This window comes from Trichococcus pasteurii (genome assembly GCF_900112935.1).
In the GTDB taxonomy this organism is placed as follows: Bacteria; Bacillota; Bacilli; order Lactobacillales; family Aerococcaceae; genus Trichococcus; species Trichococcus pasteurii.
The window spans coordinates 50,473-66,427 of record NZ_FONM01000007.1 but is presented as its reverse complement, the minus strand read 5'-3'; the positions used below and the strand labels follow the sequence as shown (position 1 = coordinate 66,427).

The following is a 15,955-nucleotide window of genomic DNA, read 5'->3' as shown; positions in this document are numbered from 1 at the left end:
TATTGCCCTTGGTGGCTAATCAGCCTTTGCCCAAGGCGGCCTTTATTTTGTTGAATACACTGTAATAGAAATAAAGTGTCACGCTCGCTTTTCGCTTCATCAGGTTCAGTTCCAGCTTTTTGCGGGACTCCACTGCATCCAAATCGATTTTTCCAAGTGTGGCGGCTAATTCGTCATCTGCCAGAATCTTATCGATGTTGCGGATTTTCTCGCGGAACGACACCGGATTGTCTTTGTGCGCCTCGTTCGCCAACGACAGCAAAGCAATGATGATGTAGCGGTTGGCAAGACGCGTTGCCAATTCGGCAGCTTTGCCTTCGCGCACCAGCAGCTCCTGCAGTTTCGCGAAAGCCTGTTTCTGCCGTTGATGGAAATGCGGTTTATAGGCCATCACTGTAGAACTATCGTGGACACGGTAATGGTAATAGGCACCAGCATCGATGGCGATGCGCTCGCATTTCAAGAAAGTTTCGACGCAGACAAGCAAGTCTTCCATGAAGGCGACCTCCTTGTCGAACCAGATATTCTCCTTTTCGAGCAGCGCGCGGCTGACCAAAAGCCGGCAGACGCTGCCCATGATGTCCGTTTCACCGCTTCGGAAGCTTGGCTTGGCGATGACGTTTGCGACGATATCATCGAGTATAGCTGCCTTTTCGATGGCGCCTGTCTGTTTCATTAGGACGGGCACAGTGCCTTCTTTCGACTCCTTGACATAGTTGCACATACAGATGTCCGCTTGTGCCGTCGTCAGCGCCGAAAGCATGCGTTCATACATTTCTGTATCCACCCAGTCATCGGGATCGACGAAGCCCACATAATCTCCGACCGCTGCGCGCAGACCGTCGTTTCGTGCTTCCGAAACGCCGCCATTCGGCTTATCGATCAGGCGGATCCGATCGTCTGTGGCGGCGAGCGCCACGCAGACAGCTAGGCTGTCATCGGTAGAACCGTCGTTTATCAGTATGATTTCGATTTCCTTCAGCGTCTGATTTGTCAGACTGCTGACGCATTGATTTAAATAAGGTGCCGCATTATAGACCGGCACGATGATGCTGACCCTTGGTTTCAACCTAGGTCCTCCTCCCGATCCTGCTGTGCAGGATGTATTGGCTAGCGCCGCACTTTCACCTGTGGTGCGCGCAACAAGCCCATTACCTTCTAGTATAAGGTAATTACTAAGAATGAAAAAGGAAAAATAACAATCTTAACGAAATTGTAAAAGCAAGTTGCGTATCTTTTGAGGATTGCTTTCGGAAATCAATGCGCTCATCGAACGGCGTCGCAGGATTAATTCAGTTTGATTGCAATCAAAACCACCCGTGTGAACGGGTGGTTTGCTCTACGGCTGAAAGCCTTTGTTACTAACCAACCCCTAAAGGGGCTCTGAATGGTTCGCCAATTGTACTACTGTCACGGGCTAGACCTAAAGGTCTGGCTCTTATTTTTTCTTTTTACTCTTACGAACTTCTTCGCCTGTAAATGGATCCGTGTACTCTAATAGGCTTAATTGTTCTGCCACTATATCATCTTGAATTTGGTTGCGTATATATTCTTGAATGACCTTCTTGTTTCTCCCCACCGTATCGACATAATATCCTGTGCACCAGAATTTGCGATTTCCATATCGATATTTTAGATTGGAGTGCCTATCAAATATCATAAGGCTACTTTTCCCTTTTAGATAGCCTACAAACGATGAAACGCTTATCTTGGGCGGTATGCTTACCAACATATGGATGTGATCCACACAGGCGGTCGCTTCGATTATTTCTACACCTTTTCTTTCGCATAACTGCCGAAGTATGACTCCTATATCTTGTTTTATCTTTCCGTAAATTGCTTGCCTCCGGTATTTGGGCGCAAAAACTATGTGATACTTACAATTCCAAGTGGTATGTGCTAAACTATTTTTGTCTTGAGACATATAAAGAATCCTCCTAAGTCATGAATATTGGTTGGCGAACCAAATATATTCTAGCACTTAGCGAGGATTTTTTAATACACCGCTGGAAGCTCTCCGGAACCATGGGCCTAGCCCATGGTTTTCATTTCCACAACAAAAAAGACGAGACAGCTCATCTCGTCTTTCAGCTCTTATTGCAATTCCAGTTCCGTTTTCAATACCTCTTGGACGCGGTTCAGTTCAGCACCATCCACGAAACTGTAATAGACGTCATTCCGCAAACCGCCCACGCCGCCTAAATGGTCTTGTTTAATGTTCGCTGCAGCAGAAACATATCCATTTTGTTGCAACGCCAGAAAATCGCTCATCTGCAGGTTGGTTTCTACATTAGCGGACAAGGAATGCAAAATATCTTGATAACTCAACAGCATGTCTGTCTGAATGAGGTTCTGGATGATTGCTTCGATGATCAAGCGCTGGCGGTCTTGTCGGCCAGTGTCTTGCGTCGGGTCTTCTTCCCGCATGCGGGAAAATGCCAGTGCAGCATCGCCATCCATTTGATTTGAACCTTCCACGAAAGTATAGCCTCTTGATGTAAATCCAAGTGGACTATCGACCGTTATTCCGCCTACTGCATCAACCATCTGTTTTAAACCTTCCATATTGATGGATGCGTAATAATCGATCGGTATACCCAATAATTTCTGGACCGTATTGATTGCCATTTCGGCTCCACCGAACCAGTAGGCATGGTTGATTTTGTCGTAAGAGTCATTGCCGACTATTTCCGAAAAAGTGTCTCTTGGGATACTTACCATCGTTGTTGTTTGCGTTTTAGGATTGATTGTAACCACAATCATGGAATCTGATCTTCCGGCCTCGGTTCTCCCCTCGGCACCATTATCGATCCCCATCAGCAAAATCGAAATCGGCGTCTGTTGCGTCAAATCAACCCCCGCTTCCCTAACCGCTTGGGTTTCTACTGGGGCATAAATCGTGTCGGTTGTTTTGTTCAGATTCCTATAGACGGAATAAACATATCCACCCGCGGTCAATAATAATACAGCCAGCACACTGAAAAATATTCTTAAACCCCATCTTTTTTTGCGCTTACGTTTTCTTTTTTCAGACATTTGCATTCCCCTTCTCTTTCCTCACAAGAAAACACAGTCTCCATTGAAACTGTGTTCGCTGATTTTAGTGATCAATAACTTGAATCATAAGTTGATGCGTAAGGATCTTCTTCGTAATAAGTATCCGTTTCATCATAATAGTACTCTTCGGTATAGGTCTCCTCCGTAACTGTTTCTTCAGAATACGGGTCGGAATAGTTCGGCGTATAAACATCGCTTTGACCATAAGTTGAAGAATCATACGTTGTATCTGTGCTGGATGAGTCCGTTTCATATTGCTGCGTTTCAAAATCAAGTTCGTTGGCAGAAGTTGAGATATCTTCCAGTGAAACTTCAGGCAATTCCAGTTCCGTCCGCAGGATATTCGAAAGGCGCAAGCGTTCTTCAGGATCTACATAATAATAATAAATCTCGTCGATGTAGACTTCCTGTCCTTCTACATAAAACTGCTGGAAAGTCTCCATCGATTTGCGGTAGCCACTGGCGATCGAAATGATTTCATCCAAGGACATGTTCAATTGGACATTATCTTCCAAAGTTGTCAGGATGTTTTTGTAATTCACGACTGTCCCCATTGTCAGAACCTTGTCCAGTATGGCTTTGATGACCATCTGTTGTCTCTTTTGTCTCCCAAGATCACCATCCGGGTCTTGCTTGCGCATGCGTGCAAACTGAAGGGCTTCGAATCCTGTGAGAATACGTGTTTCACCTTCAATAAACTGTGGTCCGTAGAAATCAAAAGTCAACGGGCTCGTGATTTCGATTCCCCCGACTGCATCGACGATATCCACCAACCCATCAAAATTCACTTCAACGTAATAATCGATTGGGATATTCAGGAACTCTTGAACCGTATTGATCGACATTTCCGTGCCTCCGAAAGCATAGGCATGGTTCATTTTGTCATAATAGTCGCCATAATAATCATAGAGATCGCCATATCCCATAATTTCCGAATAGGTATCACGCGGGATACTCAAGAGAGTAGTTGTCTTTGTGTTGGGATTCACAGTACAGACGATGATCGTGTCGCTCCGTCCAGTCTCCGTCCGCTCCTCTTCAGCGGTACCGGTGTCAACCCCCAATAATACGAAGGAGATCGGCTGAGTGGCTGTTTCGACTTCAATCGACTCTTCTCGCATCTCTACAACACTCACCTCATTGTAAATCGATTCAGCGGTGCTGCCGATATCGGAATATGCTTTGAACATGTAGGCGATAACGCCGATCATCGCAATCATCAGAATGGATAAGACGGTCTTCAAGATTCGTTTTTTCCCCTGTCTGCTTTTTCTGGTTTCATTCATTTGTGTCGTTCCTCTTTCTCTTGAAAGAAAATTAGTGCTCACTACAATCGTCCAGCAGGATAATCCCTGATCCATTCGTACTTGCCAGCAATAGTCTTTCATTAAGTATTTTATTGAACATACATCTAAATAATGTCTCTTTCTACACAAAAGCAACCCACTTGTCCTTCCGCGGGCACTTGTCATAGAATCTTAATAATATTATCAATAAACTACAGAACATTCAAGACGCTTTCGTCATTAGTAACACAACCGAAATAAACAAGCCAAACAGGATGACCTAATTCCCTCTGAAACAAAAGAAATCAGTCTGAAGAACGCGGAAAGCTGTTCTTCAGACTGATTCTGGATGGAGGGCGAAAAACAATAGTTTAGATATCAAACAAACTTTTATCGCAGATTTAAAATGGATTGTCCAGCTTGCGCATGCTGTTGTTCTGAAAACAGCATGCTATCTGAAGTTAAACAAGCTGAACTTCACTTTATTTAAACGGCTGCATTTCCCTTTTGCACTTACCTCTACCGGGGCTTCCGTATGCATCGCATCACCATTCAGCAGATGTTTGGCATTTTCCTTGAAATACCGAACCTTTTCCGGTCCAAACTGTTTTTCCAGTTGGGCAAAAGCTTTTTGATAATAAAAGCCTCTTCCTCGGGTATTATGCGCATCTGACGCAATGATATGCACTAAATTGGCTTCGATCAAGCGGCAACTTACGCGTGCAACATCCTTGCCGAATACCCCCATATAGCTGGCGGCTGTCACTTGTGCCAGCGCACCCCTCTCAATGAAAGGTAACAATATATTTGGATCATCAATGATCGCCTGGTTCCGCTCAGGATGAACGATGACTGGCGTGATGCCTTTTTGTCTTAGTTGAAAGAATAGTACTTCAGTATACTCTGGAATCGACAATGTCGGAAATTCAATCAATAAATAGCGACTTTCTTCATCGACGAATAAAATGTCCTCATTCTCAATGTCTTTCAGTAGATCACCATTGATACGGACTTCTTGACTCGGGTATAGTGTGAGATTAATTCCTCGGTTGTCCAATTCGGTTTGAAGAGCTTCCGTAGCCGCCACCACAGCAGCTTTGGGATTCAAATATTTCCCATTGTTATGATGCGGTGTCACTAGGATATGAGTGATCCCTTCTGCAACAGCTTTTTGTGCCATTGCAAGGGAATCTTCCAGCGTTCGGGCTCCGTCATCGACACCAGGCAGGAGATGACAATGAAGGTCTATCAATTCGTAGCCTCCTCGCTTGTATAACCATATCCGTAATAAGATTGGTCATTTCTTTTCTCGACGCCATTGAAAACAACACCCAAAATATTGGCGTTTACCATTTCCAACAATTCCTTTGCGTTCAAAACAGAGTCTTTTTGCGACACACCGTAACGGACCACAAAGACAACTCCATCAGCTTTAGAAGCCATAATTTGCGCATCAGTCACTGATGTCACTGGAGGCATATCATAAATGATAATATCGTACATTTCCTCAAATTGTTTCATCAAGGTGTTCATGCGGTTAGAGTTCAACAGTTCCGATGGATTGGGTGGAATCGGTCCACTTGTCAATGTGTGCAACTCTGTTCCAACAATTTGTTGAATGACTTCAGATGGAGGCTGCTCAGGGCTGCTCAATAAGGTAGTCAACCCTTCCACGTTACTCAAGCCGAATGTTCGTTGTACCGTCGGCTTACGCAAATCAGCATCCACCAGCAGCACGCGCTTTCCTTGGTCGGAAAAGACTGAAGCCAGATTCGCAGAAGTCGTTGATTTCCCTTCCCAAGGACCTGAAGAAGTCATTACGATGGATTTCACATCGCGGTCAATCATGGAGAATTGGATATTCGTACGGATGGTACGATATTGCTCAGCGATCACCGACTTAGGGCGCAACCTTGAAATCAAACTCAGGCCTTTTCGTTGTTGGCTATCCAATCTCTTTATCTTTTTTTTACTATCTCCAAACATATCCTATCGTCTCCTATACGCGTCGTTTCGCTTTACGCGATTTTACTTCGGATGTAACTTGAACAAATCTTGTTGAGGATAATTCCTCTTCCGTCATTTGTAAAACGGATCCTAGGTTAGACCAGCCTAATTGCTCAAGGAATTTTTCGTCCTTGACTGTCTTATCCATAAATTCGGCCAGAAACGCAAGTCCCACACCAATCATCATCCCGACCAAAAGTCCCAAAACAAGGTTCATTGGTGTATTCGGGGAAACCGGATCCGGATTTGCGACAGCCTGGGATAAAATCGTCACGCTGTTTACATCCAGGATCTCACCAATTTTTTGTTCAAAAGAGGATGCCGTTGCATTTGCCAGTTCTGCGGCAGTAAATGGATTCTCATCGGCAACTGTGATGCCGAACACCAAAGAACTGTCTTCCGTCTGGACTGTCAATTTATTGCGCAACTCTCCAATCGTAAGTTTGGAACCCGTATTGGTGATGACATCCTCCAATATGATCGGTTCTTTGATGATTCCTTGGTAGGTATTGATCAAACTCAGATTCGTCTGGATGTCCGTGTTCGTAATCGCCTGTTCAGCATTCTGGGTCTGATTCACGACGATTTTGGATGTGGATTGGTATGACGGTGTCACAAAAAAGAATGTATACAGCGCAGCCAATAGTAGTCCAGTTAAACTCCAAGTGATGATGGACCCGATCCGTTGTTTTAATATTGCAAAAATTTCGCCTAACGATATTTCTTCTTCCATAATTTCCCTCCTGCGAAAAATCTCTTGAATAGCTACTGATAGCACCGTAATTAAGTAAATTTGGCTGATGAAGCCACATTTCCTCACTTTAAAATAGTTTACTATATTATGTTTGAAATAACTATAATTATTTTTTTGAAATTAAGCGTGAAAAAAGCCCTGAATTATTATTCAGGGCCTCCACATCTAAAGCCCTTGCCTTATTTCTGCTGTGTCAACACTCTCGCGCCTTCCTTGGTGATCGCGATTGTGTGCTCGAATTGGCAGCTCAAGCCGCCGTCTTTGGTGCGGGCTGTCCAGCCGTTATCGTCCATTTTGGACTTCCAAGCTCCTGTGTTGACCATCGGCTCGATCGTGATCGTCATGCCTTCCTTCAGGCGCAGGCCTTTTCCGGCTTCGCCGTAATGCGGAATGGATGGACTCTCATGCATGGTCGGTCCGATGCCGTGACCGATGAATTCGCGTACGACAGAGAACCCTTCGCTTTCGACATAAGTCTGGATCGCATGGCCGATGTCGCCGACACGGTTGCCGGCTTTCGCCTGCTCGATGCCCAGATACAATGCTTTCTCGGTCACTTCCATCAGATGTTTGACTACCGGCGTAGCCTCGCCGACCGCATAGCTCCAGCAAGAATCGGACATGGCGCCGTTGTAGTTCACGACCGTATCGACCTTGATCAGATCGCCGTCCTTCAGCACATATTTGCCCGGGAAGCCGTGGCAGATTTCGTCGTTGACGCTCGTGCAGGTCGCATATTCGTACCCTTCGAAACCGATTTGTTCGCAGATGGCGCCAGCCGCCTCGATGCGTGCCTGCACAAAGTTATTGATCTCCATAGTCGTCAAACCCGGCTTGATGAAACCGCGCAATTCTTCATGGATCCCCGCCAGGATAGCGCCTGACTCTTCCATAGCTTGAATTTCGCGTTCAGATTTTAAAGTTATCATATGTATTCTATCCTCTTCCTATAAAGTATTCTTTCTTATTATACATTAAATGAGTGGGATGGCTAAATAATTTTCATCCAGTGATGAAATTCCTGCCTGTTTGATGGCTTCCCCGGAGCTGAAGTATGCGTAGGGACCGGCTCCTCCGGTCAGCGCCGGTTTCGCCGGAGGTAAGGCACCGTCACGAGGCTCTCCTCCGGCGAAAGTTCCCTCCCCGGAGGAGAGCCTTTTCCGGGGAGGGAACTCCGACGAGCGACGCTCTCCCCGGAGCTGAGGCGGCCGAACCGAAAGTAACGATTATCCCACAAAAAAAGACGACCTCATCCGAGACCGCCCTGCTTCAAAACATCCAAACGCACCTATATATACAAATCATTCTTCATCATGATAGCCATAATAATAGCTATGTTCTTTTTGCCCGCCGGGAGCCCGGTTATAAACGACACCCAACACGTTGGCGTTGACCATCTTCAACGAATCAGCCGCCTTCAGGACGTCCTCCTTCGTGTTCTCACCGTAATGCACGACGAAGACAGTCCCGTCCACCCGTCCGGCTAGTATCTGTGCATCGGTGAATCCAAGCAAGGGCGGAGTGTCGTATATCACGAGGTCGAACCGCTCAGCTACATCCTTTTCAAGTTGCTTCATCCGATTGCTGGAAAGCAATTCAGCCGGATTCGGTGGCACCGGTCCTCCAGTCAGGATCGATAAACCTTCGACTTCGCACGCTTGCAGATAAGCGTCGATCTTATTCCCGTTTTGATTGGCCAACAGATTCGTCAGTCCTTCTGTGTTCTTCAGTCCGAATTCACGGTGGACAGATGGACGGCGCAGATCGCAGTCCACCAACAAGACCTGGTTCCCCTGTAGGGCGAAGGTCACCGCCAAGTTCGCGGCCACTGTCGATTTCCCGGCAGCTGGCGTGGCTGATAGGACAATCAGCGACTTCAATTTTTTATCAATCATCGAGAACTGGATATTGGTCCGCAACGTCCTGAATTGCTCCGACACAGGGGAGCTCGGCATGGCTAAGGTGATCAATCCGTATATGCGGTTGGATTGTTTGGCTCCTTTTGCTTTCTTTTTCACTGCCTGCGCCATCATCTTTTCCCCCTTTTGTTGCCGGAATGCACGGCTTGGGTATCATCACTGTTCTGCAGGATGACGCCGATTTTTTCCCTCGACATATCCGCAACGGTCCCAAGCCGTTCGCGGTTCATGCCCGAATGTGATGCCGAATACTGTTTCGGGTGCTTCTTGGGTTGTTTTTCCATTTCCTGCCCGACGGCACTTTCGACAGTCGTCCGAGGGCGTTCCAGCTGCACCTCTGCAACGGAAAGCACTTCTCCATCAGGAATCCGTTTTGGGTTAGCCGCTTGTGCCGTTTCCGCCACTTTGACAGCTTTCGCGGCCGCAATTTTTTGTTTCTGCGAAGCAACGATGGCACTCTGCTCTTCCTTATTCAATTCTGAAATGGAACCCAAATTGGGCCAGCCGATGGTTTGTGTAATGAACTGATAATCATCAATCGTCTTCGCCATCGCATAGCGGATCAGAGCTACTCCGAATCCGAACAGCAAGCCAACCCCCAGACCTATCATCAAGTTATTCACTACGACAGGAGAAACCGGTTTTGAATTGACGGACGCTGCGGAAATGATACTTACATTTTCGACATTCATGATGTCAAAAATGGCACTTTGAAAAGTCGCTGCGATTCCGTTGGCGATTTCGGCTGCTTCGTCTGGATTCGGTCCCGTAACAGTCAGCGAGAAAACTTGTGAATCCTGATTTACGTCGATTACCACCATTTCAGCCAGTTCCGTGACTGTATAGTCAAGGTCCAAATCTTCTTTGACTCCATCCAATATGACCGGTCCCTTTATGATGTCTTTATAGGTGTTGATCATTTGCACATTCGAATTGATGTCATTGAGCTGAATATTATTGGTCCCATCATTTGTACGGTTAACCAGTAATTGGGTGGTGGAATCGTACATCGGGGTCACAACCAGAAACGTGTAGACTGCTGATAGTATAAGGCCCAAGGCGCCAAAGCTTATGATGATCATCATTTTTTGCTTTATTATTGCCATCAGGTCTCTTAAAGAGACTTCTTCCTTCATCGCATTCCCTCCTAGTATTCGGCATATGACAATCAGCGTTACAAAAGTAAACAGGCTTCTGATGAAAAGGGTTTCGACTTGTCGCATCGCCCCTTATGATTGTCTTAATTATACCATATTTCCCTATATACTAGAAAGGAATCCCCTTTTGGACAAAAGTAAGAACCCAACTCGATTTCCGCGCGGCCTCAGCGCCAAAAAACCAACTGACCCGCGTCGCGACCCTCTCCAGATCCTCATCCGTCATCTTCGTATCCGACGGGAGGCACAACCCTCTCGCGAAGATGTCTTCCGACACACTTGTCCCTTCCGGATTGTTGCTGAAAAAATCGAAGCCTTTGAAAACGGGCTGCAGATGCATCGGTTTCCAGATTTGCCGCCCCTCTATGTTTTTCGTTGCCAGATAATCCAACAAGGCTTTTGGACGTATATCATATTCCGGTCTGATCGTCATGCAGCTGAGCCAATAATTCGGTTCACCGTATGCCGCAATCGGCATCATTTCCAGCTCCTCGATATCCTGGAAGGCATTCGCATAATAATCGAAGATATATTTTTTCTTGGCGATCCGATCATCCAATACCCGCAACTGTCCCCGGCCGATTCCAGCGACAACATTGCTCATCCGGTAGTTATAGCCGATTTCCTTATGCTGGTAATAGGGAGCATTTTCCTTTGCTTGCGTTGCCCAAAACTCTACCTTCTCGATTATTTTTTTCTCGCGCGCCACCAACATACCGCCACCTGACGTTGTGATGATTTTGTTTCCGTTGAAGGAGTAGATTCCGATTTCCCCGATCGTGCCCGTTTTCACACCCTTATAGGTGGCTCCCAGACTTTCTGCGGCATCCTCCACTATCGGCACTTGGTGTTCGTCCGCAATCGCCTTCAGCTGATCAAAATCAGCTGATTGTCCGTAAAGATTCACGACAACAATCGCTTTCGGATGGGGATACTTCTCGAAGGCCTTCGCCAAAGCTGCCGGCGACATATTCCATGATTCCCTTTCCGAATCGATGAACACCGGTGTGGCACCCAGATAGATGATGGGATTGGCGGATGCGGAAAAAGTCAAGGAAGGGCAAAAGACGATGTCTCCATTGCCCACACCCAGATACATCAGCGCCATATGGATGGCAGCTGTGCCGGAAGAAAGCGCCTCTGCATAGTTTGCGCCCGTATAGGCACATACTTCCTGTTCGAATCCAGTGACATTAGGCCCCAGCGGAGCAATCCAGTTCGAATCGAATGCCTCTTGGATGTAGCTCATTTCGTATCCCGACATATGCGGGGAAGCTAACAATATTCTCTTTTCTTTCTTTTGGGTCATTTAAACCGTCTCCTTCCTGTGGGGAGCAAAACGAGGAACAGCTTATCCGTTCAACAATAACGCTGTTATGTTTTGAGAGTTTTATTGAGTGATCTTTTGAGGTTAGATCTGAGGTTTAATTAAGGGGGGTGATAAGTGATGGATAATCATTGATGCTCACAAGCATAATCAATCAGGTTCTGACGGATTTCTCCGACAGGAAGCTGCACGAGTTCTTCCGCAAAAGCGAGGGTGTCTTCCAATTTGTAGGCGGATGCCTTTCCGACGAATATCTTTTCATGGGCTTGGCTGTCCAGCAAGCTCTCATCGGCCAACAGCTCTTCGTAGAGTTTTTCGCCTGGGCGTATCCCTGTTTCGACGATCGGGATATCCCCTTCCGTGTATCCGGACAGTTTGATCATTTTCTTGGCCAGATCGACTATTTTTACGGGTTCCCCCATATCAAGGATAAAAATCTCTCCCCCATTTGCCAACACGCCGGCTTGGATGACCAAACGGCTTGCCTCCGGAATGGTCATGAAATAGCGGATCATACGGAAATCGGTCACCGTCACGGGGCCGCCTTTTTCGATCTGTTCTTTGAATACGGGGATAACACTTCCTCGGCTGCCCAAGACATTTCCGAAACGGACCGCTGCAAATTTTGTTTTGCCGGGTTCGTTCAGCGCCGTCACAATCATTTCTGCGATGCGCTTCGTCGAACCCATCACATTGGTGGGGCGTACTGCCTTATCACTTGAAATCATGACGAAGCTCTTCACTCCGGCAGCTTTAGCTGCTTCCGCCATATTTTTAGTGCCGTAGATGTTGTTTTTGACCGCTTCCCGCGGATTCCACTCCATCATCGGAATGTGCTTATGGGCTGCAGCATGGAAAACATATTCCGGTTGATAGCGGGCCATCACTTCAAAAATCAACTTGCGGTCCTGAACATCGGCGATCACTGGGACAATATCTATCGTTTTCCCATAAAGAAGACTCAGTTCCCTGTGGATCAAGTAGATCGAATTTTCCCCATGGCCCAATAAAATGATGCTCCTTGGTTCAAACTTCGCAACTTGCCGGCAGATTTCGGAGCCGATCGACCCGCCTGCACCACTGATGAGGATATCTTTTCCCTTCAGATTTTCGGAGATCAACTCTTTGTTCAGTTCGACCTCTTCCCTGCTCAACAGATCGACCACATCAATGTCACGCAGGCGATTGACGGACAATTTTCCGGTCATGACGTCCTCTATCTTCGGCATCTGGTTCACAGTCACGCCCACTTGGTTGCAGTAATCCAAAATGCGCTCCATTTCCATTGGCTTCAGTGAAGGGATGGCGATCGTCACCTGATCGATGTTATATTCCGCCACCAGAAGAGGGATATCTTCTTCCTTCCCCAGTACCGGGATGCCCATCAACCGATAATTGCGCTTTTTTTCATCCCTGTCTACGATGCCGACGATCTCAATCTCATTCGGCCGATGCATCAGGCTGGAGATGAAGAGGCGTCCGCCTTCTCCGGCGCCGACCAACAGCGTCCGCACTTTCCCTCTGCCATCGGAAGTGTCCTGTCGGGAAAGATCCTCATTGCGTTCGCGGAAAATGCGCCAAGCTACCCGAAGCCCTGGTATAAAAAATAGGCTAAAAAGATAAGTCAACAGGATGTAGCGGCGACTCACCAGATTAAAAATCCCGGTTGAAACGACTGCTGACAGCAAAAAGCCGACCGATAAAATCTGAACATTAATGACTACATCATGAATGTCCGTGTAATGGGGCATATTCGAAAACATATGGCGGAATGTGCCCAAAAAGACATAGATGACACAGGTGATGCCAACCATCACGTAATAGTAGACATCAGGCAGAGCAATGTAATTTTCCAGAAGCCAGTACGCGAGCAATGCTGCCAATGTGATACAGAGGATATCGGCTAACATCAAAACAATCATTTTCCCCCGCAAGGATAAAGCCTTCATTTCCAACACCACCTTACATTCTATTTACTTGCTGGTTAACCAATTTTTTTTATTACCTTTTTAAGTACGATATTTTTTGCCAGTAAAAGGAAATACCGAAATTCTTGCGCATGGTAAAACATGGCCAAGAAAATGAGGTTAGGAACAAACAGGCAGACGAGGAATTTTCCGATAAACGCTGCTAAGGTATCTCCTGTAATGAACCCGACGCCTGCCCCTGTCACCAATCCGGTAACTACCGTGATTGCGGTATAGACGGCATATTTGAAATAATAAGATTTCAGGGGTGCAACAAAGCCCTTCTTGTATAAAAAATACGGTTCTATCCAAAAACAAGTGGTCAAAACGCTTATCACCGTACCAATGATGACACCGGAAATTCCTAGCTTCGGCGCAAGTACAACCGAAATCGCCAAATTGATCACTCCTTGAAACAGAGGTTTATAGCGATCATACCAATACAACCCCAACGCCTCTCGAAAGGTGAGCACCGCTCTTCTCATGCCCTGAATATAAAATAGGACAACCAACAGCAAAACTGTATCCATACTCAGCCAGTACTCATTACCTACCCAGACTGCAATGAAAGGATTGACAAGATAGAACAAGCAGATCGAACTGAAGCCAAAAATCCAGAAAGTTGCAAACTGGATCTTTTGGAAAACGGCAAGCAGTTTCGCTTTGCTTTCCGTTGCACCCAAATTCCCGACACTCGCGGTGATCGCAGTAAAAAACTGGCCCATTATCCCATTCAGGGCAGAGGTGATCAGTATATAATTTGAATATATACCAACCCAAATCGTCCCTACCATTGCAGCAATCACGATATTATCGGTGGAATTCGTCACTATTTCCCCGATTTTCTGCGATACCATCGCACCGGTATTCTTCTTGATTTCTTGAATCGTGTTTCCATCCAATCTCTCCGTTGTTTTTTGCCGCAAAAATGGATACAGCTTATCCGCACTCCTTGCCAGCAAGAGATTCTCCAATAACGTACAGACGATTCGCAATACCAAAAATACGATATAGTTTTTGGTGAGGTACAAGAATGCAATCTGCAGAAGATTAACGATCGAGAAGAAAGCATAACGGTAAAGAGTGACCACATAACGACGCTGATCAGCAATGATCAGATTTTGCTTATAGGCATAAAAATAGGAAATGGCCGAGTTGATGACGAACAACAGGAAGATGAATTCAATATTCTTAATGTCTGGTACGTCCTTGATCAGGTACGATAAAAAAGGAGTCATGACTATGCCCAAAACGGCTATCACTGTGCCGATTATGGTATAGGCCTTTTTGTACAGTTGCATGATAGCCTGTACTTTTTTTGTGTCATTTTCCGCTAACGGCTTGTATAGGCTGAATACGATTGCCGGACCAATCCCCAGTTCCACCAGCGAAAGCATCGTCAGGATGCTTGTGAAAAGGCCATTGACGCCAAGATACTCAGCTCCGAGACTCCTTATGAAAACCATGCGTGCCACGAAACCGATTGGTACAGCAACCACTTCCCCAACCATCGCTACGGTTAAATTAATTAATGAATTTCTGGTCCGTGACATGCTCTTCCCCCCCAGCACGCTTTTGCTTATTTTTTTCCGGCTTGCTCCCAACCTGAAAAGAGGGGGCATACACCTCGTTTTCTTCTCAGGTCCTGACCCTAAATTTCCGTTCATGGTAGGTCCGCAACAGTTTGGCTGGGATCAAACCGACAACTAACGGCCTGTAGGCATGAAGTTGGTATTTCAGCGGCAAATCAAGCCTTTCCCGCCATTTCTTTTTTAACCTGTATTCACAAACCCTATACTTATATTTTCGTTTAGTGTATGAATCCCTTGCTTCGTAATAATCGACCAACAAATCACTCAGATTGTAACCCCGGTAACCTTTTTCGTACAATTTGCACCACAAATCGAAATCTTCTGTTCTTTCGGTTTCTGGCCCAGTGGTATACCCGCCCACATCAAGCAGGGCCTCTCTTCTCATCAGGACGGACGGGTGAAGAAAGGTCACCCCATGATAGATATTGAGCTTTGTCCTTTCACCTTCATGAACGAGGCTTCCCCATATACCTTTGTTGTCATACATATTTCGACTCGTGCCTAATAGAGCGTACTCTGGATGTGAATCCAAAAAAGCGACTTGCTTCTCGAACCGATCCGGATGCGAGATGTCATCGTCATCCATTCTGGCTATATAGTCTCCGACAGCCACCTTTAGGCAGTTATTAAGTGTGGACGCCAAACCTAGGTTCCGGGGATTCCTAAGAAGCTTGATCCTGTCGTCCCTAACTGAAAATCCCTCCAGTATCGCAAGGCTATCATCGGATGATCCATCATCACAGATGATGAATTCAAAATCTGTGAATGTCTGATTTAGTATTGACTCGACTGCAGTGGTCAGTTTTTTTGAGCCATTGTAGACACCCATGATGACCGATATTTTTGTCATGGTGTTTTCCTCCTATTCATCGGATCCTTTTATCGAGAA

The 15,955-nt window shown here is 46.2% G+C and carries 14 protein-coding genes; all 14 read right to left on the bottom strand.

The window, feature by feature from the left end; genetic code table 11:
- Positions 1 to 19 precede the first annotated feature (19 nt).
- The 14 genes from BM184_RS07770 to BM184_RS07705 all read right to left on the bottom strand — a co-directional run bounded on the left by BM184_RS07770 (position 20) and on the right by BM184_RS07705 (position 15,916).
- Positions 20 to 1,069: a glycosyltransferase family 2 protein gene (locus BM184_RS07770; protein WP_177208590.1), complete on the bottom strand. Its 1,050-nt coding sequence runs from the start codon at positions 1,067 to 1,069 to the stop codon at positions 20 to 22.
- A 369-nt stretch (positions 1,070 to 1,438) separates the two neighbouring features.
- Entirely contained in the window at positions 1,439 to 1,924 is a 486-nt protein-coding gene (tnpA, locus tag BM184_RS07765) for an IS200/IS605 family transposase (protein WP_086988838.1), read from the bottom strand.
- A 170-nt stretch (positions 1,925 to 2,094) separates the two neighbouring features.
- Positions 2,095 to 3,036 (bottom strand): LCP family glycopolymer transferase, encoded by a 942-nt coding sequence (locus BM184_RS07760; RefSeq protein WP_245830698.1) that lies wholly within the window; start codon positions 3,034 to 3,036, stop codon positions 2,095 to 2,097.
- A 71-nt stretch (positions 3,037 to 3,107) separates the two neighbouring features.
- On the bottom strand, positions 3,108 to 4,343 hold the full coding sequence (locus tag BM184_RS07755) for an LCP family glycopolymer transferase (protein WP_168173244.1): 1,236 nt from the start codon (positions 4,341 to 4,343) through the stop codon (positions 3,108 to 3,110).
- A gap of 451 nt (positions 4,344 to 4,794) precedes the next feature.
- Positions 4,795 to 5,595 (bottom strand): tyrosine-protein phosphatase, encoded by an 801-nt coding sequence (locus BM184_RS07750; RefSeq protein ID WP_220674371.1) that lies wholly within the window; start codon positions 5,593 to 5,595, stop codon positions 4,795 to 4,797.
- Positions 5,592 to 6,329, bottom strand: coding sequence for a CpsD/CapB family tyrosine-protein kinase (locus tag BM184_RS07745; protein ID WP_086629616.1), 738 nt, complete (start codon positions 6,327 to 6,329; stop codon positions 5,592 to 5,594). Before BM184_RS07745 ends, BM184_RS07750 begins: the two co-directional genes overlap by 4 nt.
- A 13-nt stretch (positions 6,330 to 6,342) precedes the next feature.
- The gene (locus tag BM184_RS07740; RefSeq protein WP_086942955.1) at positions 6,343 to 7,083 is read right to left on the bottom strand and encodes a YveK family protein; all 741 of its coding nucleotides are present in this window, start codon (positions 7,081 to 7,083) and stop codon (positions 6,343 to 6,345) included.
- A gap of 200 nt (positions 7,084 to 7,283) precedes the next feature.
- Complete coding sequence (map, locus tag BM184_RS07735; RefSeq protein WP_086629612.1) at positions 7,284 to 8,033, bottom strand: type I methionyl aminopeptidase; 750 nt, start codon at positions 8,031 to 8,033, stop codon at positions 7,284 to 7,286.
- A gap of 372 nt (positions 8,034 to 8,405) precedes the next feature.
- Positions 8,406 to 9,137, bottom strand: a complete 732-nt coding sequence (locus tag BM184_RS07730; protein WP_409373510.1) for a CpsD/CapB family tyrosine-protein kinase — start codon at positions 9,135 to 9,137, stop codon at positions 8,406 to 8,408.
- Positions 9,134 to 10,159, bottom strand: a complete 1,026-nt coding sequence (locus BM184_RS07725) for a YveK family protein (RefSeq protein ID WP_086942953.1) — start codon at positions 10,157 to 10,159, stop codon at positions 9,134 to 9,136. Before BM184_RS07725 ends, BM184_RS07730 begins: the two co-directional genes overlap by 4 nt.
- A gap of 130 nt (positions 10,160 to 10,289) precedes the next feature.
- A complete protein-coding gene (locus BM184_RS07720) occupies positions 10,290 to 11,489 on the bottom strand; it encodes a DegT/DnrJ/EryC1/StrS family aminotransferase (RefSeq protein WP_086942952.1) in 1,200 nt (399 codons plus the stop codon).
- 146 nt (positions 11,490 to 11,635) lie between these two features.
- Entirely contained in the window at positions 11,636 to 13,456 is a 1,821-nt protein-coding gene (locus BM184_RS07715; RefSeq protein ID WP_177208589.1) for a polysaccharide biosynthesis protein, read from the bottom strand.
- 35 nt (positions 13,457 to 13,491) lie between these two features.
- Positions 13,492 to 15,027, bottom strand: coding sequence for a lipopolysaccharide biosynthesis protein (locus BM184_RS07710; RefSeq protein ID WP_086942951.1), 1,536 nt, complete (start codon positions 15,025 to 15,027; stop codon positions 13,492 to 13,494).
- 85 nt (positions 15,028 to 15,112) lie between these two features.
- On the bottom strand, positions 15,113 to 15,916 hold the full coding sequence (locus BM184_RS07705) for a glycosyltransferase family 2 protein (protein WP_086942950.1): 804 nt from the start codon (positions 15,914 to 15,916) through the stop codon (positions 15,113 to 15,115).
- Positions 15,917 to 15,955 lie beyond the last annotated feature (39 nt).

Bases quoted from the DNA above. Each gene is read 5' to 3' on its own strand.
- BM184_RS07730 (WP_409373510.1), bottom strand. From the start codon at position 9,137: ATGATGGCGCAGGCAGTGAAAAAGAAAGCAAAAGGAGCCAAACAATCC.
- BM184_RS07740 (WP_086942955.1), bottom strand. From the start codon at position 7,083: ATGGAAGAAGAAATATCGTTAGGCGAAATTTTTGCAATATTAAAACAA.
- BM184_RS07710 (WP_086942951.1), bottom strand. From the start codon at position 15,027: ATGTCACGGACCAGAAATTCATTAATTAATTTAACCGTAGCGATGGTT.
- BM184_RS07715 (WP_177208589.1), bottom strand. From the start codon at position 13,456: ATGAAGGCTTTATCCTTGCGGGGGAAAATGATTGTTTTGATGTTAGCC.
- BM184_RS07725 (WP_086942953.1), bottom strand. From the start codon at position 10,159: ATGAAGGAAGAAGTCTCTTTAAGAGACCTGATGGCAATAATAAAGCAA.
- BM184_RS07720 (WP_086942952.1), bottom strand. From the start codon at position 11,489: ATGACCCAAAAGAAAGAAAAGAGAATATTGTTAGCTTCCCCGCATATG.
- BM184_RS07760 (WP_245830698.1), bottom strand. From the start codon at position 3,036: ATGTCTGAAAAAAGAAAACGTAAGCGCAAAAAAAGATGGGGTTTAAGA.
- BM184_RS07745 (WP_086629616.1), bottom strand. From the start codon at position 6,329: ATGTTTGGAGATAGTAAAAAAAAGATAAAGAGATTGGATAGCCAACAA.
- map (WP_086629612.1), bottom strand. From the start codon at position 8,033: ATGATAACTTTAAAATCTGAACGCGAAATTCAAGCTATGGAAGAGTCA.
- BM184_RS07705 (WP_086942950.1), bottom strand. From the start codon at position 15,916: ATGACAAAAATATCGGTCATCATGGGTGTCTACAATGGCTCAAAAAAA.
- BM184_RS07755 (WP_168173244.1), bottom strand. From the start codon at position 4,343: ATGAATGAAACCAGAAAAAGCAGACAGGGGAAAAAACGAATCTTGAAG.
- tnpA (WP_086988838.1), bottom strand. From the start codon at position 1,924: ATGTCTCAAGACAAAAATAGTTTAGCACATACCACTTGGAATTGTAAG.